This is a genomic window from Bowmanella dokdonensis, assembly GCF_017254865.1.
Classification (GTDB): domain Bacteria; phylum Pseudomonadota; class Gammaproteobacteria; order Enterobacterales; family Alteromonadaceae; genus Bowmanella; species Bowmanella dokdonensis.
Window position 1 is genome coordinate 481,484 of the sequence record NZ_JAFKCV010000001.1, and the last position, 23,564, is coordinate 505,047.

Genomic DNA, 23,564 nt, shown 5'->3' on the forward strand with positions numbered 1-23,564 from the left:
AAGCTCGATTAATAGGATTGGATTGTAATTTATAACCAAAAAGACTTGAGGTTGGAGCGGCTGGCGGCAGCCGGACAGCGCGTCCCAGAAGAGGGCCGGAGAGCGAAACTGGAAGAATAACTATCTGAAAATGTTGCATAAATGTTAAGGGTGCTATGGCCGGTCTGCTCCGTCATCCTGAGGATAAAGGCCTTTGGGATTGAGCGACTGTCTTGGTAGGATGCGTGGAGATCCATACGAGGAATTTGTCCATGCTGTCTCCCTATTCTGCCGATGACCCCTGGGCCATCCGTTTCGCCCAGTTTATCAGCCGTTTCGGCACGTTGCGTATCAGCATACTCTTTGTGCTGCTGACCCTGATATTTACCCTGGCCGGATCTTATTTCATCCGTCTGTATATGACAGGGGAAGTGCACCTGGAGGATTTCGTCTCGGCGGTGATGCTCACCCTGCTGAGCGCCCCATGGGTACTGTATTTTTTCAGCGAGTTGGTGCGCCAGTTGGAAGTCAGTCGCAACAGCCTCAAGGAGGTAGTGGCACAACTGGAAAGCCTGCGGGAAGAGGATGTGTTGCTGAATCGGGAGCTGCAGCACAATATTCGTCAGCTTAATGTGGAAATTGAGGAGCGCCGTAAGGCTCAGGAAGACAGGGAGAAGGTGTTTACCGAGCTGGAGCAGGAAATAGCCGAGAAATCTGAAAAAGAACAACATGCCCTGCGCCTGTCGACCCTGCTGCGTTCCATTATCGATGCAAGCCCCGATTTGATTTACTACCGCAACGAAGAAGGCCGCTTCGCCGGTTGTAACCGGGTTGCCGAGCAGATGACCGGCAAGACAGAGGAGGAGCTGATCGGCCTGACCCCCCACGAAGTCTACGACGAGGATCTGGCCAGCCAGGTGGTGGCCAGCGACCAGGAGGTGCTGGAAAGCAATGCCGGTATTACCGAAGAGCTATGGCTGCGCTTTGCCGATGGCAGTAAACGCTATTATGAGATGCGAAAAGTGCCGTTTTTCGACAGGGAAGGCAATCGCCTGGGCTTGCTGGCATTTGGTCGTGACATTACCGAACGCAAGCATTCGCAGGTGGCGCTGGAAAAAGCCAGTCGTGACAAGACGGCTTTTATCGCCACCATCAGCCATGAGCTGCGTACGCCCCTGAACGGCATAGTGGGTTTGAGCCGCATGCTGCGGGACACCAAGCTCACCGATGAGCAATACAGCTGGGTCAGCACCATCTACGCCAGCGCCATCACCCTGGGTAATATCTTCAACGACATTATCGACCTGGACAAGCTTGGACGGGACAAGCTGGAACTGGCCCTGAAGACCGTCAACCTGAAGGACTTTTTTGCCGAGCTGTCGAGCATCATCCAGTTGCTGGTGGCCGATAAGAATCTCAACTTTCAGACCAGCATGCAGGAGCCGTTACCAGATTTTGTCGAGGCAGACGGCACCAGGCTGCGCCAGGTGCTGTGGAATCTGCTGTTCAATGCAGTCAAGTTTACCCAGCAGGGTTCCATCAGCTTCAGTCTGACCGCTTCCGAGACCAAAAACGGCATTTGCCATGTGGTATTCAAGGTGGCCGATACCGGGGTGGGCATTCCTGCCGAGGAACTGGACAAGATTTTTGCCATGTATTACCAGGTTAAGCATCCGGACCACCAGAGCGCCACCGGTACCGGCATCGGCCTGGCCATCTGTAAGCAGATGGTGGAGCTGATGCATGGGGAGATCAGCGTCAGCTCAAGGGTGGGCAAGGGCACCTGCTTTACCGTGGAGTTGCCGCTGGCCATCAGCACCCGGCCGGCGCAACTGGCGGAGATCCGGGTCGCCGGACTCAAGATCCTGCTGGTGGAGGATATAGAACTGAATGTCATGGTGGCCAAGGCCCTGCTGGAAAAGCTTGGCCAGACGGTGGAAGTGGCCATGACTGGCCGCCAGGCCCTGGAGATGGCACGCAACAATCATTACGATCTGGTGCTGCTGGATATCCAGCTACCGGATATGAACGGTTTTGAGGTGGCCAGTCAGATGCATGAGGAGGAACTGGTTACCGGCACGCCCATCGTCGCCCTGACCGCCAATGTGATTAAGACCCGCCAGGAATATCTGGATCAGGGCATGGATGATGTGATCTCAAAGCCCATTAAGAAAAGCCGGGTGGTGGAAGTATTCAATCAGCTGTTTTGCGATGCCTCTGAGCTGCCGACCCTGCCGGAGTCAGGCAGCCGGGCCAGGAGTGAATCGGTGTTGGATCTGGACATGCTACAAATGCTGGTGGATACCATCGGCGCCGAAATGCTCAGCACCAGTGTCAATGTATTCAACCAGAGCATCCCCCAGTATATGGAAATACTGCTGACCAACCTCAGCGCCAAGGACAAGGACGAAGTCTGCTCCCAGGCTCACAAGATCAAAGGCGCGGCGGGCTCGGTGGGACTGTCGCGGGTGCAGAAGATAGCCAACCAGATCCAGCAGGGGGATCACCCTGCCTGGTGGCAGAATGTCTATGACTGGGTGGAAGAGCTGCAGGAAGCCCTGAAGCTGGATATGCAGTCACTGCTCAACTGGCTGTCTGATCAGACCATTGATGACTGACCCTGCCCGGGTGTGCAAGTGTGACAGGTTAAGAAAGTGTTAAAGAATTTGCAATCGATTGCAGGTGTTGCCATTATCCGCTCAAATTAATAGTTGAGGAACAGGATATGCGAAATTTTCTGTGGCTGTTGCTGCTTAGTTGGGTGTTAACCGGCTGTCAGCAGGGGCCTTCCCCCGCGTCATCCACTGCCGTCGCCCAGCCTGCCGGGCCGGCGTTGGCGTTTCAGATGCAGGAAGGACGGATTCACAGCAATTTTTATCGCCGTGGCCCGGTAGCGGCGCACCTGTTGCTCACTGAAGGCAGTCAACCCCGGTTTATAGCAGCCTTTCCGGCGGGGAATTCGGGCATGGGATTGTGGTTCGATACTCCCACGACGGTCAACTGGCAGTGGCAGGGCGACCTTGAGCCACTGGCTGTGGAGGAACCGGGGCAGCGTTATTACGGTGTTCAAGGCAAGGTAATTGTCACAGGAGGAGAGCTCATCCTCAATAAGGTGTTACTGGGCAGTATCAGGATCTTACGGGACTACCAGCAGACCGGCAGGGTTCCCCCCCAGGTGGATGACGCCACACTCAGTCGCGGGCCGGACAGCCTCAGTTGGTCCCGCAAGCGCCTGGACGGCCAGGCCGGTTATCGGCTGACTCTGGAATTGGACAGCGGAAGTATAGTACAGGATCCACAGTCAGGGGCGGTACGCCTGCGGCCCGTTGATCAGAGCCTGGTCATGACCATCCGCGTCCTGAACTCGGAACCTCCGCTGACCCCACTGGATAACCCGCTCAACGCCGGCCTGCCTGTTCCGGATACCAGGTTGGAGCAATCACTGGCATTTTTGACCTATGAAGAAAAATGGCTGGCCGGATCCTGGCGTTTTCTGACCTATTTTGGCCGCGACAGCCTGCTGTCGTTGCGACTGCTGATGCCGGTGCTGACGGATGAGGCTATCGAATCGGCACTGGGCTCGGTGTTTGAACGCATGTCCGCCCAGGGACGGGTGGCCCACGAAGAGGATATTGGCGAGTTTGCCCTGCTGCGCCGTCTCCAGCAAGGTCAGGTGCAGAACGACAGCCCGTTGTATGACTATGCCATGCGCGACGATGACCTGCTGTTGCTGCCTGTACTGGCCGAATACCTTCTGGATGAGCGTGTTGACCGGCAGCGGCGCCAGGCCTTTTTGCAGCGGCAAAGAAGCGATGGCAAGCGTTACGGGCAGATGCTGGCCGCCAATATCGACTATTTACTTTCTGTCACCCGGCCCTTTTATGAGGAACCCCGTTTTGCCAACCTGATTGGGGTTGGGGAGGACCACTATGCCGGTAACTGGCGGGATAGCGAGGAAGGGCTGGATGGCGCCCGTTTTCCTTATGATGTAAACATGGTGCTGGCACCTGCGGCGTTACGCGCGGCAGAGAAACTGTACCAGAGCGGCTTGTTGCAGGAGCCCCGGCAGTCATCACAGCAGATAGCGGAACTGGCCGACATGGCCAGACACTGGCAGCGACATGTCGCTCCGCTGTTTGCCGTGCAGATAGAGCCGGAGCAGGCCAATGAAGCTATCCGCAGCTACAGTGCCAAAATGGGGGTGCCGGGCAGGACAACAGATTCGCCGGTGGAGTTTTCCGCCCTGGCCCTTGATAAGAAAGGTATACCTGTTCCGGTGGTCCACTCGGATACAGGCTTCGACCTATTGTTCGGCCACCCCGACGAACAGCGACTGCGCCAGATCCTCGGCAACCTGAAGGCTGATTTTCCGTTGGGGTTGTATACGCCTGTGGGCATGCTGGTGGCTAATCCGGTGTTCGCCTCAGAGGCCACCCGGCATCGTTTTGGCCCCGGCAACTACCATGGCACTGTGGTTTGGAACTGGCAACAGGCCATGGTGATCAGCGGCATTGACCGCCAGCTGCAAAGAACGGACCTGTCCGCATCGACCCTTGTCCTGCTGGAGCAGGCAAAAGACAAGTTGTGGCAGGCAGTCAGCGCCACTCAATCCTTGAAAACCTCTGAACTCTGGTCCTGGTCCTATGACAGCGACCGTTTTCATATGCAACCCTTCGGTCAACGCCATGGGGATATAACCGAATCTAATCCGGTACAACTTTGGAGTACCGTGTTTCTGGCTATTCAGCCCTGAATTCCCCTGGCCTGGCATCTCGTCAGGCCAGAGGAGTCCTGACACCCTTTGCAATCGTTATCATGTTTTTGGCCCGGCCACCTCATTCTGCTCGCTGTCCAGCCGCTGTGAACAGTGACATGACACAGGATTTCAGGTGATTTGTTAAAAAATCCGCCGTCATTTGCCGCTTGTTAACCGCTGTTAACAAATTTTACATATTTCCCTCTAAAACCTGTTGCAATCGATTGCAAAGCGATCTACTTTTACTCTTACACGCTTTGCACTGTCTGTGAGCACTGCTGCTGCAGTTTGGCGCAGTACCGCAATAACCCAGATAAAGTTGTTTAAATCAGATAGATAAACCGGGGACCACACATGAAAACGAATAAACTCACCCTTGCTCTGGCCATTTCTTCGATCTTGAGCGGAGCTTATGCCCAGGCTCAGGAGGAAGCCGCCACGCCGGATCAACAAGCCAAAGACTTTGAACAGATCATCGTGACGGGTACGGCTTCAGGTGCGGCGGTGCGCAAGGTGGATGCGAGCTTCGCCATCACCAACCTGTCAGCAGAGGCCATCAAGAAACTGGCACCCAAGAGTACGGCGGATCTGTTTAAGGCGGTACCTGGTGTGTGGGCGGAGAGCTCAGGTGGGGTGGCTGGCGCCAACGTCTTTGTGCGGGGGTTTCCGGGTGGCGGTGATGCACCCTTCCTGACTGTGCAATTGGAAGGTGCGCCCCTGTATCAACCGCCGACTTTGTCATTCCTGGAAAACTCCACCTTGTTTCGTATCGATGAAACCGTGGCCTTTATGGAGGGATTACGGGGTGGTCCTAACCCGGTCATCTCGAATGGCCAACCAGGCCTGACCACTAACTTTATACTCAAGGAAGGCTCGGAGATAACCGAAGGGACCTTTAAGTACACCACCTCTGACTATGATCTGCAGCGGGTCGACGCCGTAGTTTCTGGTCCGCTGGGCGACGGCTTGTACTACATGATTGGCGGTTATGTACAAAGCTCGCCGGGTATCCGGGATGCGGGTTTCAACTCTGAAAAAGGTCACCAGTTTACCGTCAATATCACCAAGGAACTGGATAACGGCGAGATGAATTTTTACACCCGGGTCACCGACGACCACGGGGTCTGGTATCTGCCGACACCACTGGTGGAAGGGGTGGATAATGAGTACACCCAGATGGGCACGCTGACCCGTCAGGGCAGCATCCAGTATGGGCCGGACGGCACCACAGAGAGTTTTGACTTTGGAGAAGGACGGGGCTGGGACGGTTCAGTCTCCGGCGGTAAGATCCAACTGGAGTTCGGTGATGGCTGGCAGTTCAGCGACCGCTTTAACTTTACCAAGGGCGATGCCAACACTTTTGGCCTGGTACCCGACGGGGCCCCGGTGCAATTGTCTGAGGTGGCGGATAATGGAAGCAGCGCCACTGGCGCCGTGACGGGCGACCAGTATGACGGCGATACCCTGGTGCAGCAGATTGGCCGCTGGGTGGTATTAAAGGAGATTGAGTCCTTTACCAACGATCTGGCCCTGACCAAGCAGTTTGACGCGATGAAGTGGACCTTCGGACTCTATACCTCCACCTTCTCGGCCAAGGACTGGTGGTCTCTGGGAAATCAGTCCTATCACGTGGTTGCCTCAGGTGGAGAGAGCCTGACCGGCATCGACTGTAATGATAATGCCGACAGCTGTGGTTGGAATTATGATATCAGTTCAACAGGCGACGGCAGCACCCGGGCTTTCTATACGGCGCTGGAATACAAACCGATGGATGAGCTGACCCTGGATGTGGGGGTGCGCCGTGAAAACCACCAGATCGACTATACGGTGGATGAAGGTCTGGATGGCGTAGTCGATAAGCCGGTGACATACGATGAGGACACCACTTCCTGGACAGTGGGCGCCAACTACATGCTGACTGATAACTCTGGCGTGTTTTTCCGGGCCAACGACGGCAGCAAGATGCCCTATTTCGATGACTTCCGTGATAACTACGGCTCATTCAGTAACGGTGACGATCTGATCTTCGACGTGACCCAGTACGAACTGGGCTATAAGACAGCAGGCGATAATTTCAGCCTGTACGCCACCGGCTTTTTCAATGAGGTGGAGAGCAGCTCAACGACCATACCAGGCGCTCCGGCTGTGCTGTCCGTGACTGAAGCTATGGGTATCGAACTGGATGCCAACTATACCTTCGATTTTGGGCTTAACCTGAACCTGAACGGCACGGTGCAGGACACCGAAATCAAAGAAAGCGGCAACGCTGACAATATCGGCAATGAAGGTCAGCGCCAGCCAGGCTGGCAGGTGCGCCTGACCCCCAGCTATGACGTCGAATTGGACGGCGGTAACTTCCTGACTCTGTACGGCACCCTGAGCATGGTGGATGATCGCTGGTCCGATAACGGCAACACGGTAGTGCTGGACGGGTACAGTAAGATCGACCTGGGCGCTTACTGGGAAGTCTCTGACCAGTTGAATGTGCGTCTGTCGGTGGACAACCTGACCGACAAAGACGGTCTGACCGAGGGCGATCCGCGCAATCCGCAGGCGCCAAACGGCCGCTACATTATGCCGCGTTCCATCAAGTTAAGCGTCGGCTATAACTTCTGAGTTGTTTTCAGCAGCTCTTCCCGAGTCAGCGGTCGGACGCCTGTCCGGCCGCTGCTTTTTGTTTTGTTACAGTGGATGTTTTTGCTAACCTGAGGCGAATTTGCTGTACGACCCTGACTGAAGAAGGCCCATGACTCAAAAGAGTGCCAAAAATATCGCAGATATCGCCAGAATTGTCGGTGTCTCTGAGTCAACCGTCTCCCGCGCCCTCAACGACAATCCGCTGATCGCCGAAAAAACCCGGCACAAGATCCAGCAGGTAGCCCGCGAACACAACTTTAAAATCAATGCCAAGGCCCGCGCCCTTCGCACCCAGAAAACCAATGTGATTGCCGTGGTGGTGTTGTTCAAGGAGCGCACCGAGCGGGGCATTTCCGATCCCTTCCTGCTGGATATTCTCGGCGCCATCGCCGATGAACTGACCCTGCACGGCTACGACATGCTGCTGTCCAATACCCGCACTGCCTCCGATGACTGGCGGGAGTATTACTTCTCCTCCAAGCGCGCCGACGGCCTGATCGTCATAGGGCAGGGCGAGCACGATGCGCGCATCGACCGCCTGGCGTCACAGGACATCCCCTTTGTTGTTTGGGGGGCCACATTACAAGACAGCCAGTACTGCACTGTGGGCAGTGACAACAAGATGGGCGCCTATCTTGCGGTGAACCATCTGCTCAACCAGGGGTGCCGACAGATTGCCTTTTTCGGCGATATCAGCCACAGCGAAATGGAACAGCGCTGGCAGGGCTACTGCCTGGCGCTGCAGCAGGCGGGTCTGCCGGTGGACGACAAGCTCAGTTTTGTTACCGACTTTACCAGTGAATCGGGCTATGACAGCGCCAACCGCCTGCTGCGCCAACCGGATTTGAAGGTGGATGCCATCTTCGCCGTCAGCGATGTCATTGCTTTGGGGGCGATGAAAAAATTGATCGAATCCGATGTGCGGGTCCCGGAAGATATCGCCGTGGTTGGTTTTGACGATGTGGCCATGTCCATGTTCTGCCACCCCTCGCTCACCACCATCCGCCAGCAGACCATGGAAGGGGGGAAACTGCTGGTCAAGAAACTGCTCGACAAGCTGGCAGGCAAAAAGGTGAAGTCCCAGATTATGGACGTGCAACTGATAGTGCGGGAGTCCAGCCGGCGGGCGGACTGAAAGTGAGTGATAAGTAACCGGTCACAGGCCGAGTTATCCCTCGTCTCTTGTCACCGAAAAATCAGTCCCATACACCTGATTGTAGTATTCCACCAGTTCCTGATGCACAGAAGGGTCAAACCAGTACAGATGGGCCTCCAGATAGAGGCGCTTTCTGGCTGCTCTGCCAATGGCGGCGGAGATGGCGTCAACGGCTTGTTGTCCCTGTGCCGAACGGGCACATAGCACATAGCCCTGGGTAAAATGACTGGTGCCGGTCAGAGGGTAGCTTTGAAGTTGGATGCCGTTTTCCTGGGGCTGGCTGAAACGCTGGACGACTACCGGATACTCTATAATGCCCTCCACCCGCTGGTTGAGCAGCATTTGCACCAGGCCCTCACCCATATCTGCCCCGGGGCGTCGCCAAATCTGCCGTTGGAATTCTTGGAGGCCAAGGACGGCATCCAGTTTGTCGCCGTAAGCTCGTCCCTCCATTAGTCCCAGTCTGAATTTGGGCAACGCAGTAAAAAGATTGGCCAGCTCCAGCGAGGTGCCCTGCACCAAAGCGTCGATTTGTTTGCTCAGCAGAGCGTCCCGGGACACATAAAGGCGCAAATCCGGAAGCACCACCTGCGGCAGGCGACTGGCCAGACTGAATGCCTGTCGCTCGTCTGTGTAGAGCTTATCATCCACACAGACATCGGCCCGCTGCTGTAGCCGTTTGAGTCCGCGTTGGGGATTGGTTTTTTCTACCTTGACCTGAAGGTCCTGTATTTCCTGCAGGATCAGATGGCGGGTTTGTTCATCCAGGGTGATGGATCTTTCTGCCGCCGGGCCGGAGTCGGCCAGCCATAGCACCGGCTCCGCCGCTGCGGGAAGCACAAGGAGAAAAAGGAAGAACAGAATTGCTGGCAAACCAATCAGCCTGACTAAAATTGGCCGCGAATTCTAAGTGATAAAAGGGCAAAGAGACAGCAGGCCTGCCTCATGCCCCTGCCAAGCCAGCTTTACAGTGAGTGAAAATGGTCGCAGATGGGACTAACGTTGGGGTTTTCCAAGCGCCAGTACTTCTGCCAGATCGACCTCATGCAACTGGGCATAGACCTGCTCTGCTCCGTTGAGCACCTGCTTGTCACCAATACCCACCGAATGCATGCCTGCATCCTGGATACTCTGCAACCCGGCCAGGGAATCTTCTATACCCACGCAGTCTTGCGGCGCAATCGTCAGCGCGTCGGCCACGGTCAGGAAAATCTCCGGATGGGGCTTGCCCTGCTTGACTTTGGCCGCATCGGCGACGTAATCGAACTGGTCGGCGATGCCCAGTCTGTCCAGCACCATGGGAGCGTTTTTACTGGCTGAAGCCAGCCCGATGGCAATCCTTCTGGATTTCAGATCGGCAAACAACTGATGTGCGCCGGCGAACAGATCTGCGGGGCTCATATGTTCAATCAGCTGCTGATAATGACGATTTTTCTTGTCTGCCAATACCAGCACTTGTTCTTCGGGTAGCTCCAGTTCGCCTTTACTCAGGATAAAGCTCAGTGAGCCCATCCGATCCACCCCTTTTAACGCCTCGTTGTCATGCCGATCAAAGGGAATGCCCAGCTCATCGGCCAGGGCTTTCCAGGCCAGGAAATGGTATTCGGCCGTGTCGGTCAGCACTCCGTCCAGATCGAAGATAAATGCCTGGATGCTCATAAGCTCTCCTGATTTCTCAGCGTCTGCGGCTTGTCCTGCTGCAGGCTGACGGCGTGACCGGCGTGTTTGATCACCATGGGATCGCCTTCACGCAACAGATAGGTGGTGTCGTTCTTGCCCACTTCCACTTTTAACTGCCGGCCATGGCAGGTGAGGTTAAACACATAACCCTGCCAATGTCCCGGCAGTACGGGGTTAAAGACCACTTCATCGGCGCGGATCCGCAAGCCGGCAAAGCCATGCACTATGCTCATCCAGGAGCCTGCCATGCACGCCGTATGAATGCCGTACTCGGTATTGCCATGGCGGTTGTCGATGTCCATGCGCACCGTGTCATGGAAGAACTCATAGGCACGCTGGAAGTTTCCGGTCTCGGCAAATTCGATGCTGTGAATGCAACTGGAAAGGGTGGAGTCATGGGTGGTCAGAGGCTCATAGTAATCCAGGTTGCGTTTCTTCTGCGCCTTGCTGAAGGCATCGTCCAGCAGGTACATGGCCAGCACCACATCGGCCTGCTTGAGTACCTGATGGCGATAAATGACCAGTGGGTGGTAATGCAGCAACAGCGGGTAGTTTTGTGCCGGGGTACTGGCAAAATCCCAGGGCTTTTTGTCGAGGAAGGTATCGTCCTGGGCATGAATCTGCAGGGTTTCATCAAAGGGCAGGTACATCTTGTCCGCGGCTTCCTGCCACTGGATGACCTCAAACTCGCTAAGGCCCAGGCGTTTGGCAAGAGCCTCGAAGACCTGGGGTTCACTTTGCTGAATCTCACCGGCCATGCGGGCGGCAAATTGCAGATGGGCCCGTGCCATGGCGTTGGTATAAACATTATTGTTAACAATGGCAGTATATTCATCCGGCCCGGTAACCCCATCTATGCAGAACAGGCCGCCTTTGTGAGGATTGAAATGGCCCAGATCCAACCACAACCTGGCAGTTTCGAACAGCATTTCGGCGCCCATCTCCAGCATAAACGGCCAGTCATCGGTGGCCTGGTAATAATGACGGATGGCATGAGCCACGGCGGCATTGATATGATATTGGGCGGTGCCGGCGGGGAAGAAGGCCGAGCATTCATCGCCGCCTATGGTGCGCCAGGGATACAAAGCGCCGGAACTGTGCGACATCTGCCGGGCGCGGTTCCTGGCTCCATCCAGGGTATGGTAGCGAAATTCCAGGCACTTACGCGCCAGCTCTGGGTTGGTGGCGGTCATAAAGGACAGGATATAGATTTCCGTATCCCAGAAATAATGGCCGTCGTAGCCATGTCCGGTCAGCCCCTTGGCGCCCATATTACTCTGTCCGTCCTTGCCCACCGACATAAACAGATGCAGCAGGTTAAAGCGAATGCCCTGTTGCAGAGCCGGATCGCCGTCTATCTGTACGTCGCTGCATTGCCAGAATTCATCTGCCCTGGCCTTATGAGCCTGGTACAGGCGATCCCAGCCGAGATTTCGGGCGTCGTTGAGCAGTCCCGCCGCGCTCGTCTCAAGGGCGTTAAAGTCCAGGCTGCGACTGTGCTGATACAGCACGTATTTTTCCACCACCAGAGGCTGCCCTTGTTTCAGCTCGAAGGTGAAGTCCCAGCCAAGCTGGCTGTTATCCTGCACAGGATGACAGGACGCTGGCTGGTCCGAATAACTGTGGGTGATCAGGGACGCGACCCTGAAGGGGCTGTGCTTGACCTCGTGCAGCATCGAAGCCGCATCTTCACTGACCCGGGCCTTTTCCAGATGCAGGCTGTCAGCCATGCTGAGCTTGCCGACCCTGGGGTCATTCTGGTTGGGTGAGAAACTGTAGCCGGCATCCAGCAGGGATCTGAGCTGCACCGGCCCGCTGAAGTTTTCGGCGCAGATCTCCACCTGCAGACAGAGCAGGTTGGGATGGCTCAACGAGGCAATACGGCGGCTGTGCAGACTCAGTTGCTTGCCGGTTTGACTCTGCCATTGCATCTGCCTGTGTAAGGTGGCGGTCTGCATATCCAGCCAGCGTCTTCCGCTTTGGGCGGTGGCCAGACTGACCAACTCACCGTCCAACTGCCACTGCATCCATTTGCCGTTGGGGACCTGCTGCATTTTCTGGTTGTGGCTGGCATAGCCGTATGCCACTTCGCCATAAGTGATTTTTTCGCTGTGATAAACGCCGTTCAGGTACGTCCCTTCGCAGCTCAATCCGTCAGTGACACGGCCTTCTTCCAGCGTGCCGCGGCTGCCCAGATAGCCATTGGCCAGGGCAAACAGGGTTTCTTCCAGCATCGCCTGTTGGCTTTGGATGCTGTCGGTGGACAGGCTCCAGGGTTCAGGGGCAAACAACAGGTCTTTGGAAGAAACTTTCATGGCGGCAATGTTCCTCAGGCTAAAGGAGATGTCTGCAAAGCGTAGCGGTTTTTGCAATCGATTGCAATCCTGTTAAATTTAAGTAAACTGCAAAAAAGTCAGCGCGCCGAAGATCAACTTTGCAAGCTGAGAATCACCCAATAGCCGTGAGAATGTCATGATAAATAACCGGATCCGGGTCAAATATTCACTGATGCTGACCTACTTCGTCTTCGCCATCCTGCTTAACAGTGTGGGCACGGTGATTTTGCAGGTCATCCACAGCTATGGGGTCAGTAAGGAGGCTGCCAGCATCCTGGAAGGGTTCAAGGACCTGCCCATTGCAATTGTTTCCTTTATCTTTGCGGCCTACCTGCCAAGGCTGGGCTACCGACGGGCCATGATGCTGGGCACCGCCCTGGTCACCGGCGCCTGTCTACTGATGCCGCTGATCCCAACCTTCTGGATGAGCAAGCTGTTGTTCTTTACTGTCGGGTCGGCCTTTGGCCTGGTGAAAGTCTCCCTTTACTCCACCGTGGGCCTGATCAGCGACGACAAACAGCAGCATGCCTCCATCATGAATACCATTGAGGGGATTTTTATGGTGGGGGTCCTGACCGGTTACTGGTTGTTCAGTGCCTTTATCGACGGCGATAACCCTGGCTCTTTGGCCTGGCTGAATGTCTACTGGATCCTCGCCCTGCTGACCGGTGTGAACCTGCTGCTGCTGATGCTCACCCCTTTTTCCAACCCGGTACCGGAAGGCCAGCCTAAGCCCTGGCAGGAGTTTGTCGATATGCTTAAGCTGGCCCTGAAGCCGCTGGTGCTGGTGTTTATCCTGTCGGCTTTTTTGTATGTGCTGATCGAACAGGGCATCGGTACCTGGCTGCCCACCTTCAATAACGAAGTCTTGCATCTGCCTGCCGATATGAGCGTACAGGCCACCAGTATCTTCGCCGCCTGCCTGGCCATTGGCAGGCTGGGGGCAGGGCAGCTGATCCGCTTTATCAGTTGGTACCCACTGTTGAATATCTGTCTGCTGGCCATGGCCACCCTGATCCTGGTATCCATGCCACTGGCCAGTCTGGCTGAGGTGAACCCGGGTATCAATTGGGCCACCGCCCCGGTGGCGGCGTTTCTATTCCCATTGATCGGCTTGTTTATGGCGCCAATCTACCCGGCTATCAACTCCATTATGTTGTCTTCGCTACCCAAGGTGCAACATTCGGCCATGACCGGGTTGATCGTGATCTTCTCCGCCCTGGGAGGCACCACAGGATCCATCATTACCGGATTGGTATTTGGCAGCTTCGATGGGCAAACCGCTTTTTACTTCTCGCTGCTGCCAATCATGGCGATTTTTGTGACCTTGTTTTTCTTTAAGCGAGGCACGCAGAAGATGGTTGCGCCACAGGAGTGAACCGGCAACGCAAGCAGTAGGGTGTGTTTATCCTTCATATTGGTCTGTGTTGAGAGCAAAAAACTCCTCAATCAAGGCGCGAGTAACGCCGTTTAGCCATCTGAACAAGTTGGGAGCAACACTGCGTGAGGGATTTTTAGCCTCAACCCTTCGGGCTGGGGTCATTTTTACTCGTATCATCCCTGATACTCGCCGACAAGGGGCCAGCCAAGCTGTTAAAAAATGCTCCAGGCATTTTTTCCGTCCGGCGGCGTCATCAGTTGCTTATTTAGGCCCGCTAAACCGCACTCCTTCTTCCTTGCTGGGCAAAGAAATGGCCTCCAGCAGAGCGCCAATATGAAGGATAAGCACACCCTAAGGCATCAGCAGCAGGGTAGCGGTACCCAGGAAGGCGAAGATCCCCACCACATCGGTGATGGTGGTGAGGATCACCGACCCGGCCAGGGCCGGATCGATTTTCATCTTTTTCATCAAAAGCGGCAGGGTGGCACCGGAGAGACCGGCGGCCAGCATATTGATCATCATGGCGAAGGCGATAATACCGCCTAAGGCCAGATCCTGTTTCCACAGCGCCACGACCCCGGCGATCAGTACCGCCCAGATAATGCCGTTAAGGGCCCCCACCGCCAATTCCTTGCTGATCAGCCAGCGCCGGTTACTGGGGCTCACATGACCCAGGGCCATACCGCGGATCACCAGGGTCAGGGTCTGATTGCCGGCTACCCCGCCCATGCTGGGGACGATGGTGTTAAGGATGGCCAGCACCGCCAACTGACTTAAGGTTTCCTCGAACATATCACTGACCATGGCGGCCAGCAGGGCGGTGACCAGGTTGACCCCCAGCCAGATGGAACGCCTCCCGGTACTTTTCATCACCGGCGCAAAGGTATCTTCCTCATCATCCAGACCGGCCATGCTCATCATACTGTGCTCGGCTTCTTCGCGGATAATGTCCACCACGTCATCGATGGTGATCCGGCCAAGCAGATGGTCCTCGGCGTCCACCACCGGCGCGGAAATCCAGTTATAGCGTTCGAACAGTTTGGCCACTTCGCCTTCGGGCATATCCACCGGGATGGTTTCGGCATCCTCGTCCATCAGCTCTTCCACTGTCATATCCGAGGTGGCGGTCAACAGGCGAATCACCGGCACTATGCCTATGAGCTTGTCATGGCGGTTGACCACATAGAAGGCATCGGTGTCCTCGGGTATTTCACCCTTAAGGCGCAGATAACGCAGGATCACATCCACCGTCACCTCGGGGCGCAGGGTGATGGTGTCGGTATTCATGATAAAACCGGCGGTGCCCTCGCCGAATGACAGGGCCTGCTCGGCGCGCACTCTGTCCTGCTCGTCCATGGACTGCAGCACCTGCTGGAAGATGGCATCGGGCAGCCCGCGCAACAACTCGGCCAGGTCGTCCGTATCCATGTCTTCCAGGGCGCCGGCGAGCTTTTCCGGCATCATCTGGCGGATAATGCCGTTGCGCACATCCTCAGACAGTTCCTCCAGCACATCGCCGTGGAATTCAGGATCAATCAGTTGCCACAACACCGCCCGGGTCTTGGCCGGAGTGGACTCCAGCATAAAGGCCACATCCGGCGCCGGCATATGGTGGAGCATCTTACGCACATGCACATACATGCCGCTGGACAGGGCATCATTGATGGCCTGCAACTGCTGGTATGAGGATTGCGATTCGAAGGTCTCTGCCATGGGTGGGTATGCAACTTATTGATTTTCTGCTGTTAGTCTAGTGGAAGACAGCACCAAGGTCAGCAGGAATCTTGGTCCGACAACTTTAGCATGCAGAGCATGACCGTTTTGCTAGCCGGGCGGGGAAGTGGGGTGTCTGTCTTTAAGCAGCCAACGGTTTACCGGTAATGCCAGCAGGATAATGCCGCCGCCAATACTCAGGCGCAGCAGGTCGGCATCACGGTTCCAGATCAGCAGGTTCACCAGGATCCCGGCCGGGATCAGCAGGTTATTCATGATTGCCAGGGTACCCACATCCACCTGAGTGGCACCCTTGTTCCAGCCGAAATACCCCAGCCCCGAGGCTATCAGACCCAGATAAATCAGAATCCCCCATTGCTCCGCCGTAGCGGGCAGTTTGCCGCCGTCCCCGAACAGGGCAAAGCTGACGCAAGCCACCAGGGCAGCACCGACAAAGAACCAGCCGAACACCTGGTGCTGGGGCAGGGCCAGCGACGAGGCCGTGCGTTTATACAGTACCTGGCCGGTGGCAAAGCACAGGTTGGCGCCCTGAACGATGAAAAAGCCGGCGATAAAATCACCTGTGATACCGTCATAACGAATGGCAGCTGCCCCTGCGGTGGCGATGGCGGCGGATAACAGGAAGTTGAAGCGAAGGTGCCTGTCCATAAGGTCGTTTACCAGAGTCACATACAAAGGTGTCATCACGGTAAACAGCAGCACTTCGGGCACGCTGAGATATAAAAAAGCATGGTAATAAAAGCCGTACATCACACCGAGCTGGATAGCGCCGATCAGCATCAGTTTGAGAATCAGGGCCCGGCCAAGACCCACCACTTTGAGAAACGGCAGAAACACCAGCATCGCCAGCAGGACCCGGGTCAGCACCGAAAACCAGGGATCCACCTGTCCGGCCAGGTAGACGCCAATCAGGCTGAAGGAAAAAGCCCATAACAGGGTGACTGCCAGAAGAAATGCCAAAGTTACTACCTCGTTTATTGGTTAGCGCCGGGCGAGCATCTTACTCTTTTGCCCCCCTCCAGTAACAGATGGGCTCGCTACTTAATCCTTGGCAGGATGGTTCTGGATCCGGGCCGGTTGGCCACCCGGCAGAGAGTGAACCATCGTCATCTGGATTGACATGACACTTTGTCGACATTTGTACCCGCTAATAACAAGAACTTGATTGTCAGCTATTTTTACATACTCCGCCTGCTCTCTCTGTTAAATTCAAGTGAAAGTTATATAAAACAATAGGATAGAGTTTATTTTTGTTCTGGCCCGATAATTGCCATAACCAGGTGTGCGACAATAATCCCCTGTTTGGAGTAGTGAAGTATGTCTAAGTTAAGAAGTTTGCTGGCAGTGACCACGCTGCTGTGTTCCTTCCTTGGTTTTTCCCAACAAGCCAATGCCACAATCATCACCGATCCTCTGGAAGATCTGATCGTAAGTCAGGGCGATCTGGACTGGATTTGGGCCTCCCCCTGTGATGGCGGGTGCAGTCAGTTGGTTACAGACTGGCAGTATGCCGGTGGCCTTTATGACGATGCTCTGAACACGCAACTGGCCGTGGGTGTGTGGCGGTTTGCCACCGATTTGGAGTTTGCCGGTCTCCCCGATGTATATGCATTCCAGAATAAATGTGCTTCCAGCTATTTTGACAACACTTATAACCATTGTGACTTCGGTGACCTGACCGGCGGATATATTTCTAACGTTCCCACTGGTGGCGTTAATGAGTTGCTGCTGGTGAGAAGCACCAACCTGGTCAGCGCTCAGGTCAGTGAGCCGGCCGCCCTGACGTTATTTGCTTTGGGCTTGCTGGGCATCGCTGCCCGTCGCCGCCAGAAGTAGCCTTATCGTTTCTGAAGATCTCTGCAAAGCCCGTTCTTACGGGCTTTTTCATGCCTGGCTGATAGCCTGAAACTGATCCGCAGGCTCACTGCCTGAGCTCATCTACCATTGTCTATTAGCGATCTGAGATAAGACCGGATACAGTCCAGCGTTGGATGAACCCAACTGATAACCTAAATCCTCATGGAAAACTTTATCCTGGTGCTGATCTATATCCTGATTGGCACCCAACTGCGCAGACTGCCTCAGTTTCCGGCCGAAACGGGTCAGGTGTTGAATCAGTATGTGCTGTATGTGGCGCTGCCGGCGTTGATCCTGCAGAAAATGCCCTTACTGGAATTCTCCTCCCAGCTTTGGCTGCCTGCAGTGCTGCCCTGGGTATTGTTGTTGATCGTGATGGGGCTGGTGTTACTGGCCGGCAGAATCTGGCAATGGGACAGAAACCTGGTGGCGGCGTTGCTGGTGGTGTTGCCACTGGGTAATACCTCTTTTCTTGGCTATCCCCTGATTGAGGCGTTTTACGGTGAGCGGGCGCTTCCTTATGCCATCATCTACGACCAGATTGGCTCCTTTATCGCCCTGGCAACTTATTCCACTATCCTGGCCACCTGGTACAATCCCCATGCCAGGCGTCCCACCGTCGGACAGATCACCTTCAAAGTGCTGGCGTTTCCCTCCTTTATCGCCATGCTGCTGGGACTGGCCGTCAAAGGCTGGCCTTACCCGGCATTTTTGCAGCTGTTTATCGACAGCCTGGCGGTGACACTGGTGCCCGTGATCATGGTCGCCGTAGGGTTTCAGTTTCGCCTGCGCCTGGAAAAGGGCGAAAGCCGGCCGCTGGTCTTTGCCCTGTCGGTCAAGTTGCTGCTGATGCCCGCCCTGGCCCTGCTCTTGTTGGCGGGCTTTAGCCCCGAGCCGCTGCTGATGCAGGTCAGTGTGTTGCAGGCGGGTATGCCTCCTATGGTCTCGGCAGGGGCCCTGGCCATAGGTGCAGCTCTGGCACCGAGAATGGTAGCCACTCTGATTGGCCTGGGACTGGTGCTGAGCTTTGTGACCCTGCCCCTGTGGGTATGGTTGCTTGAGAGGCTTGCCTGAGATGATCAAGATTAGATCCGCCCGGCCTGAAGAGGCAGAGGAATTAAGTAAGCTGGCGCTCCGCTCGAAGGGGTATTGGTCCTATTCCGCAGATTTTCTGGCCGCCTGCGAGGAAGAATTGCGGGTAAGCTCTGCCCAGTTGTCCGATTCACACTGGCATTGCCTGGTCGCCGAGCTCGATTCTGAGTTACTTGGCTATGCGTTGCTTGATGGGCGGCTGTCCCAGAACTGGGAGCTGGAGGCGCTGTTTGTGGAGCCGGACTGGATTGGCAAGGGCATTGGTCGGCGACTGATGGACGCAGTGAAAGAACTGATGCGCCAGACCGGTGTCACCCGGCTGGTTATCCAGGGCGACCCGAATGCCGATGCTTTTTATCTGGCCGCAGGCGCCCGGCAGATAGGCCAGCGTGAATCGGCCAGTATCAAGGGGCGTGTTTTGCCGCTGTTCGAATTAACAGTCAGTTAAAGGGGAGAGGTCATGCAGGTGATTCGCAGTCAGGAGTTTACCGCCCATAGGGCATGGGGAGCGCTGGATATTGCCAGTATGAACGGCATTACTACCCGTTTGCACTGGACTGACAAAGCCTATCAGTGGCATGTGAATGAAGGGGAAGAGGTGTTTGTGGTGCTGGACGGGGACGTGGAGATGCAGACCCGTCAACAAGGACAGGAGACCTCCACTGTGCTCAGGCCGGGCGATATTTTCCATGCTTCATCGGGACTGGAGCACAGGGCCATTCCCCTTGGCGAAGCCAGGATTCTGGTGATTGAGTATATGGGCAGTATCTGATGCTGGCCCTTCGTCCCAATTGTGAAGGCTGTGACAGGGATCTGCCGCCTGATGGCACAGAGGCGATGATTTGCAGCTATGAATGTACCTACTGTCGCTCCTGTGTGGACAAGATATTGGCAAACGTCTGCCCCAACTGCGGGGGCGGCTTTTGTCCACGGCCCATCCGGCCAACCAAGGCGTACCGGCCCGGCGTGAGTCTTGGCCATCAGCCTGCCTCAGAAACAAGGGTGCTAAGCCGCTACAGTAAAGCGGAAATGCAGGAATTTGCCCAAAGCCTTAAACGTATTCCGCCACAGCAAAGATAAGAGCGATTGGTAAACTAACAGCCCAATAACCGGCTAAGACTGCCCAGTTGTCCTTCAACAGCTGCCTCCAGTTCGGGAGGCAAAGTGGGCAACAGGTTCAGGCCGCTGCGGGTTTCCACTTCATCCACTGTGACTTGTGCATAGCAGAAGCTGTCCTGGCGGCTGGCATTTTGGTGCAGGACAAACGCTGACGCTTGCAGTCCCTGCACAGGGTTTGTCATCACGACTTTAAAGTAGCCGCTGGGGACACTGTGCTCCTCATCGGCGCCGGGTAGCTCGCCAAAAAAGCTTTCGTATAAGGGGCCGCTGACCACATAAACGTCCTGACCGGTGCGGGCGAGATCCCTGACCGCCGATTCCAGCCTGACCCAGGGTCCCTGATTAAGAGCGGATGACTGCGGGGTGATATTGGAAAGATAATTGGTCTGCGCCCAGTCTGGCGTATTGCTGAAACTGGCCAGCGGCACCTGATGACCCCGGTCGGTTCCCAATACCGCATGCGCATCTTTATAGTCACCGGTTTCCAGAGTGTGCTCAGGGGCAAGGTCAGGATCGGCTTTCCAGTATCGCCGGCGGCTGGGACCATCGATGGTGGAAGCCGTGACTTTATAGGCCACCCAATCGGCAAGTTTGGTTTGTGGGTTATTATGCAGAGTATAGATACTGCGCTGCAGGACCTGGCCCGCTTTACCTGCAGGACACTGGTAGAGGCAGTGCTCTGCCAGCAGAGACGAGCTGGCAAACAGACCGAACAGTGCAAACAGCTTAATGGGCAACTTCATGGAACAACGCTTATCCGTACTTCAGATGGAAAAGCCCATGGAGCGGGCCAGGGCAGGATCTTAGCAATATTGTGCCGGGTAACGGCTTTGGTGACAATCATGCCGATGAATGCCAGGGTGTGTCGGGGCATACCTGTGGAGCAGGCTTTTTATTCCGGCTACCTTGCACTACACTCCCCCGGCGCCAATGGGAGGACAGATTTTGGCTGAAGATAACGCGATCCGGCTTAATAAATTTATCAGTGATTCAGGGTTCTGCTCCCGCCGTGAGGCGGACAAGCTCATCGAACAGAAAAGGGTCAGCATCAATGGCAAAGTGCCTGAGCTGGGTACCAAAGTGATGCCCGGCGACAAGGTGGCTGTGGATGGCAAGCCCATCGGCCACAGTGCCAAAGACAAGTCGGATCGCACCTATATTGCTTATAACAAGCCAGTAGGGGTGATCTGCACCACCGAGCGCCAGGTCAGAGGCAATATTGTCGATGCCATCGGCCATCCCGAACGCATCTTTCCCATTGGCCGACTGGATAAGGACTCCGAAGGGCTGATTTTTCTGACCACAGATGGGGATATCGTCAATAAGATCCTGCGCGCCGGTAATGAGCACGAGAAAGAATACATCGTCACCGTCAATCAGCCCATCAGTGAGCGCTTTGTGCGTCAGATGGCCCAGGGGGTACCGATCCTGGGTACCCGTACCCAACCCTGCAAGGTTACTTTGCAGAGCAAGTTTGTGTTCAAGATAGTGCTGACACAGGGGTTAAACCGGCAAATCCGCCGTATGTGTGAATTTCTCGGCTACGAGGTGGTGAAGCTTAAGCGCCTGCGCATTATGAACGTCAAGCTTGGTAATTTGGCGGTGGGCAAATGGCGCAATCTTACCGATGAGGAAATGGAGCAGATTAACCAGTCGGTGAAGCATTCGAAGAAAACGGCTTAGTGATTAGTTCCTGATGGCTGACGCGGCTGGGGCTTGGATCTGTCTTCTATTATACTCGCACAGAGGACGCAGGGACGCTAAGAAAGCCAGTTCAACTAATTGCCTTAGCGGCTTGGCGTTCTTTGCGCGAAAATAAACCCCTGTGGTTTTTTCAATGACCCTGACCCTTCTGACCCTATTGATCCCAAGACAGCCGGCTTCCATTTCTCTCTCCTGACTTTAGGTGAAGAGGGGGCTTTCAGCAGCCAGCGTTTTAGCTGGTGGTCTGCCTGCAATGCTGGCAGCTTAAGATCCTAGGAATAGGTATATAGGCATCGTTGGATTGGCGTTTGCTGACCCTCTGAGAAAGGGATTTCGAAGCGGAGCATACAGGGAAGTATTCATAACCTGTCTACAAAGGTCAATCCGAAGAGACCTGTTATAGATTAGTCAGGTGCCTCTCTGGCACTAAAGCGTCGCCGAGTGAAACAGAGAGAGGCACAAACTGACAAGTAGTCAAATCTCAGTGCTCTTCGTGTCTCTATGGTTACTCCCTAATCCGGTCTCTGACCCTATTCCGCTTCGTTAAACTTCTTCTGAATCAATTGCTCTACCGCCGCCAAGGCGGCTTCGGCATCCTGGCCTTCGCTGACCACCAGTACTTCCTTGCCCATACTGCTTTCCAGCATCATCAGGCCCAGCACGCTGGTGGCCAGGGCGGATTTTTCGCCTTGGATCAGGGTCACCTTGGCATCAAACTGATTGGCCAGTTGTGCCAACTGAGTGGCTGCTCTGGCGTGCAGGCCCAGTTTGTTCTGGATCAGCAGGGTCTTTTCCAGCCTCATTTCTTCTGCAGCTCCCGGTGGCGGATCTGCACATCCGGATGCACTGCCCTGAAAGTCCGGGCCAGGCTCTCGGCCACGTAAACGCTGCGGTGATGGCCGCCTGTGCAGCCGATGGCAATGGTCACATAACTGCGGTTGTTACGCTCCAGATGGGGCAGCCAGGTGGAAATCAGATTCTGGATCTGCCAGATAAACTTGGTGACGATGGCCTGGGAGCCCAGAAAGGCCTCCACCTGGGGATCCAGCCCGGTCAGGTTCTTCAGCTCAGGCTCCCAGTGGGGGTTGGGCAAAAAACGGGAATCGAACACATAATCGGCGTCCTTGGGGATGCCGTGCTTAAAGCCAAAGGATTCGAACACCAGCACCAGGCGGGAACTCTTCTTACCCAGGATACGCTCCCGCACCAGCTCGGCCAACTGGTGGATGGACAACTCACCGGTATCGATATAAAGGTCCGCCCGCTCGACGATGGGTCCGAGTAGCACAGACTCCGACTGGATTGCATCGGACAGGGACTTGTTATGCTTGGACAAAGGGTGCAGGCGGCGGGTTTCGCTGAAGCGTTTAATCAACACATCGTCACTGGCATCCAGGTAGACGATGGTCAGCTGCCAGGTGGAGGGAAGGTAATCGAGGATTTCCACCAGCTCGTCCGGGTCCTTGGGCAGGTTACGTACGTCTATACTCACCGCCACCTGATCATATTCGTCCACTACCGTATGGGTCAGGGTCGGCAGCAGGTTAACCGGGATATTATCCACACAGTAGTAACCCAAATCCTCCAGGGCCCTGAGTACGATGGATTTTCCCGAACCAGAACGGCCGCTGATAATAATGAGTTTCAAGCGATGGCCTCGTACAGTTCCTGATCCGATTGGGCGTGGCGAAGCTTCCTCACCGTGTCCTTGTCGTTCAGCTTGGCGGCAATGGTGGCCAGGGTCTGCAAATGGCCCTGGGCCTGATCCTCAGGCACCAGGATGGCAAAGAAGATATCCACCGGCTGGTTGTCGATGGCATCGTAGGCCACCGCATCGCCACTGGTAATCAGCACCGCGACCACTCTGTCCAGACCGGCGAGGCGACCATGGGGAATGGCAATACCGGAGCCGATACCCGTGCTACCCATTTTTTCGCGGCTTAAAAGGCTGGTGAGAATGGCATCCAGGCTGATTTCGCTGAGATAACGGCTGGCGATTTCACTGATGGTCTCGAGTATGCGTTTCTTGCTGGTACCCGGCACGGCACAGACTGTGCAATCGGGGCTAAGGATATCTTTGATTTCCATGTAAATTGCTGTCTTTTTTGTTAAAAATCCAGAATCAGGCAGAGC

At 55.3% G+C, this 23,564-nt stretch carries 20 protein-coding genes; 11 read left to right on the plus strand and 9 right to left on the minus strand.

Annotated features, from left to right (window positions below; all coding sequences use genetic code 11):
- The first annotated feature begins 251 nt into the window (after positions 1-251).
- The 4 genes from arcB to J0A66_RS02240 all read left to right on the plus strand — a co-directional run bounded on the left by arcB (position 252) and on the right by J0A66_RS02240 (position 8,507).
- Complete coding sequence (gene arcB, locus J0A66_RS02225; protein ID WP_206572130.1) at positions 252-2,597, plus strand: aerobic respiration two-component sensor histidine kinase ArcB; 2,346 nt, start codon at positions 252-254, stop codon at positions 2,595-2,597.
- Between the two features lie 107 nt (positions 2,598-2,704).
- Positions 2,705-4,732, plus strand: coding sequence for a hypothetical protein (locus J0A66_RS02230; protein ID WP_206572131.1), 2,028 nt, complete (start codon positions 2,705-2,707; stop codon positions 4,730-4,732).
- A 357-nt stretch (positions 4,733-5,089) separates the two neighbouring features.
- On the plus strand, positions 5,090-7,351 hold the full coding sequence (locus J0A66_RS02235) for a TonB-dependent receptor (RefSeq protein WP_206572132.1): 2,262 nt from the start codon (positions 5,090-5,092) through the stop codon (positions 7,349-7,351).
- A gap of 130 nt (positions 7,352-7,481) precedes the next feature.
- Entirely contained in the window at positions 7,482-8,507 is a 1,026-nt protein-coding gene (locus tag J0A66_RS02240; protein ID WP_206572133.1) for a LacI family DNA-binding transcriptional regulator, read from the plus strand.
- 33 nt (positions 8,508-8,540) lie between these two features.
- On the opposite strand, the gene J0A66_RS02245 is transcribed toward J0A66_RS02240, so the two are convergent.
- The 3 genes from J0A66_RS02245 to J0A66_RS02255 all read right to left on the minus strand — a co-directional run bounded on the left by J0A66_RS02245 (position 8,541) and on the right by J0A66_RS02255 (position 12,523).
- A complete protein-coding gene (locus tag J0A66_RS02245; protein ID WP_206572134.1) occupies positions 8,541-9,401 on the minus strand; it encodes a hypothetical protein in 861 nt (286 codons plus the stop codon).
- 123 nt (positions 9,402-9,524) lie between these two features.
- Positions 9,525-10,187 carry a beta-phosphoglucomutase gene (gene pgmB / locus J0A66_RS02250; RefSeq protein ID WP_206572135.1) on the minus strand — a complete coding sequence of 221 codons (663 nt, stop codon included), beginning with the start codon at positions 10,185-10,187 and terminating at the stop codon, positions 9,525-9,527.
- Positions 10,184-12,523 carry a glycoside hydrolase family 65 protein gene (locus tag J0A66_RS02255; protein ID WP_206572136.1) on the minus strand — a complete coding sequence of 780 codons (2,340 nt, stop codon included), beginning with the start codon at positions 12,521-12,523 and terminating at the stop codon, positions 10,184-10,186. The genes pgmB and J0A66_RS02255 overlap by 4 nt, the downstream gene beginning before the upstream one ends.
- A 157-nt stretch (positions 12,524-12,680) precedes the next feature.
- Here J0A66_RS02255 and J0A66_RS02260 point away from each other — a divergent pair, with 157 nt between their 5' ends.
- A complete protein-coding gene (locus J0A66_RS02260; RefSeq protein WP_206572137.1) occupies positions 12,681-13,922 on the plus strand; it encodes an MFS transporter in 1,242 nt (413 codons plus the stop codon).
- Between the two features lie 354 nt (positions 13,923-14,276).
- Here the strand turns inward: J0A66_RS02260 and mgtE are convergent, their stop codons facing one another.
- The gene (gene mgtE / locus J0A66_RS02265) at positions 14,277-15,638 is read right to left on the minus strand and encodes a magnesium transporter (protein WP_206572138.1); all 1,362 of its coding nucleotides are present in this window, start codon (positions 15,636-15,638) and stop codon (positions 14,277-14,279) included.
- 111 nt (positions 15,639-15,749) lie between these two features.
- On the minus strand, positions 15,750-16,619 hold the full coding sequence (locus tag J0A66_RS02270) for a carboxylate/amino acid/amine transporter (RefSeq protein ID WP_206572139.1): 870 nt from the start codon (positions 16,617-16,619) through the stop codon (positions 15,750-15,752).
- A gap of 357 nt (positions 16,620-16,976) precedes the next feature.
- Between J0A66_RS02270 and J0A66_RS02275 the strand changes: the two genes are divergently transcribed.
- The 5 genes from J0A66_RS02275 to J0A66_RS02295 all read left to right on the plus strand — a co-directional run bounded on the left by J0A66_RS02275 (position 16,977) and on the right by J0A66_RS02295 (position 19,688).
- Entirely contained in the window at positions 16,977-17,495 is a 519-nt protein-coding gene (locus J0A66_RS02275; RefSeq protein WP_206572140.1) for a PEP-CTERM sorting domain-containing protein, read from the plus strand.
- A gap of 183 nt (positions 17,496-17,678) precedes the next feature.
- Entirely contained in the window at positions 17,679-18,590 is a 912-nt protein-coding gene (locus J0A66_RS02280; protein WP_206572141.1) for an AEC family transporter, read from the plus strand.
- Position 18,591: 1 nt separating this feature from the next.
- The gene (locus J0A66_RS02285) at positions 18,592-19,056 is read left to right on the plus strand and encodes a GNAT family N-acetyltransferase (RefSeq protein ID WP_206572142.1); all 465 of its coding nucleotides are present in this window, start codon (positions 18,592-18,594) and stop codon (positions 19,054-19,056) included.
- A gap of 12 nt (positions 19,057-19,068) precedes the next feature.
- On the plus strand, positions 19,069-19,380 hold the full coding sequence (locus J0A66_RS02290; protein WP_206572143.1) for a cupin domain-containing protein: 312 nt from the start codon (positions 19,069-19,071) through the stop codon (positions 19,378-19,380).
- On the plus strand, positions 19,380-19,688 hold the full coding sequence (locus J0A66_RS02295; RefSeq protein WP_206572144.1) for a DUF1272 domain-containing protein: 309 nt from the start codon (positions 19,380-19,382) through the stop codon (positions 19,686-19,688). The genes J0A66_RS02290 and J0A66_RS02295 overlap by 1 nt, the downstream gene beginning before the upstream one ends.
- Before the next feature lie 14 nt (positions 19,689-19,702).
- On the opposite strand, the gene J0A66_RS02300 is transcribed toward J0A66_RS02295, so the two are convergent.
- The gene (locus J0A66_RS02300) at positions 19,703-20,470 is read right to left on the minus strand and encodes a DNA/RNA non-specific endonuclease (RefSeq protein WP_206572145.1); all 768 of its coding nucleotides are present in this window, start codon (positions 20,468-20,470) and stop codon (positions 19,703-19,705) included.
- Positions 20,471-20,672: 202 nt separating this feature from the next.
- Here J0A66_RS02300 and rluF point away from each other — a divergent pair, with 202 nt between their 5' ends.
- Entirely contained in the window at positions 20,673-21,410 is a 738-nt protein-coding gene (rluF, locus tag J0A66_RS02305; protein WP_241263948.1) for a 23S rRNA pseudouridine(2604) synthase RluF, read from the plus strand.
- A 551-nt stretch (positions 21,411-21,961) separates the two neighbouring features.
- Here rluF and J0A66_RS02310 read toward each other — a convergent pair.
- From J0A66_RS02310 to ptsN, 3 genes are read right to left on the minus strand one after another with little or no spacing between them, the layout of a single operon-like run.
- Entirely contained in the window at positions 21,962-22,234 is a 273-nt protein-coding gene (locus tag J0A66_RS02310; RefSeq protein ID WP_206572147.1) for an HPr family phosphocarrier protein, read from the minus strand.
- A complete protein-coding gene (gene rapZ, locus J0A66_RS02315) occupies positions 22,231-23,079 on the minus strand; it encodes an RNase adapter RapZ (RefSeq protein ID WP_206572148.1) in 849 nt (282 codons plus the stop codon). The genes J0A66_RS02310 and rapZ overlap by 4 nt, the downstream gene beginning before the upstream one ends.
- Entirely contained in the window at positions 23,076-23,519 is a 444-nt protein-coding gene (ptsN, locus tag J0A66_RS02320; protein ID WP_206572149.1) for a PTS IIA-like nitrogen regulatory protein PtsN, read from the minus strand. Before ptsN ends, rapZ begins: the two co-directional genes overlap by 4 nt.
- Between the last annotated feature and the right edge of the window lie 45 nt (positions 23,520-23,564).

Excerpts from the sequence above, each read along its gene's own strand:
- arcB (WP_206572130.1), top strand. The coding sequence starts at position 252 with ATGCTGTCTCCCTATTCTGCCGATGACCCCTGGGCCATCCGTTTCGCC.
- J0A66_RS02230 (WP_206572131.1), top strand. The coding sequence starts at position 2,705 with ATGCGAAATTTTCTGTGGCTGTTGCTGCTTAGTTGGGTGTTAACCGGC.
- J0A66_RS02235 (WP_206572132.1), top strand. The coding sequence starts at position 5,090 with ATGAAAACGAATAAACTCACCCTTGCTCTGGCCATTTCTTCGATCTTG.
- J0A66_RS02240 (WP_206572133.1), top strand. The coding sequence starts at position 7,482 with ATGACTCAAAAGAGTGCCAAAAATATCGCAGATATCGCCAGAATTGTC.
- pgmB (WP_206572135.1), bottom strand. The coding sequence starts at position 10,187 with ATGAGCATCCAGGCATTTATCTTCGATCTGGACGGAGTGCTGACCGAC.
- J0A66_RS02255 (WP_206572136.1), bottom strand. The coding sequence starts at position 12,523 with ATGAAAGTTTCTTCCAAAGACCTGTTGTTTGCCCCTGAACCCTGGAGC.
- J0A66_RS02260 (WP_206572137.1), top strand. The coding sequence starts at position 12,681 with ATGATAAATAACCGGATCCGGGTCAAATATTCACTGATGCTGACCTAC.
- mgtE (WP_206572138.1), bottom strand. The coding sequence starts at position 15,638 with ATGGCAGAGACCTTCGAATCGCAATCCTCATACCAGCAGTTGCAGGCC.
- J0A66_RS02275 (WP_206572140.1), top strand. The coding sequence starts at position 16,977 with ATGTCTAAGTTAAGAAGTTTGCTGGCAGTGACCACGCTGCTGTGTTCC.
- J0A66_RS02280 (WP_206572141.1), top strand. The coding sequence starts at position 17,679 with ATGGAAAACTTTATCCTGGTGCTGATCTATATCCTGATTGGCACCCAA.
- J0A66_RS02285 (WP_206572142.1), top strand. The coding sequence starts at position 18,592 with ATGATCAAGATTAGATCCGCCCGGCCTGAAGAGGCAGAGGAATTAAGT.
- J0A66_RS02290 (WP_206572143.1), top strand. The coding sequence starts at position 19,069 with ATGCAGGTGATTCGCAGTCAGGAGTTTACCGCCCATAGGGCATGGGGA.
- J0A66_RS02295 (WP_206572144.1), top strand. The coding sequence starts at position 19,380 with ATGCTGGCCCTTCGTCCCAATTGTGAAGGCTGTGACAGGGATCTGCCG.
- J0A66_RS02300 (WP_206572145.1), bottom strand. The coding sequence starts at position 20,470 with ATGAAGTTGCCCATTAAGCTGTTTGCACTGTTCGGTCTGTTTGCCAGC.
- J0A66_RS02310 (WP_206572147.1), bottom strand. The coding sequence starts at position 22,234 with ATGAGGCTGGAAAAGACCCTGCTGATCCAGAACAAACTGGGCCTGCAC.
- ptsN (WP_206572149.1), bottom strand. The coding sequence starts at position 23,519 with ATGGAAATCAAAGATATCCTTAGCCCCGATTGCACAGTCTGTGCCGTG.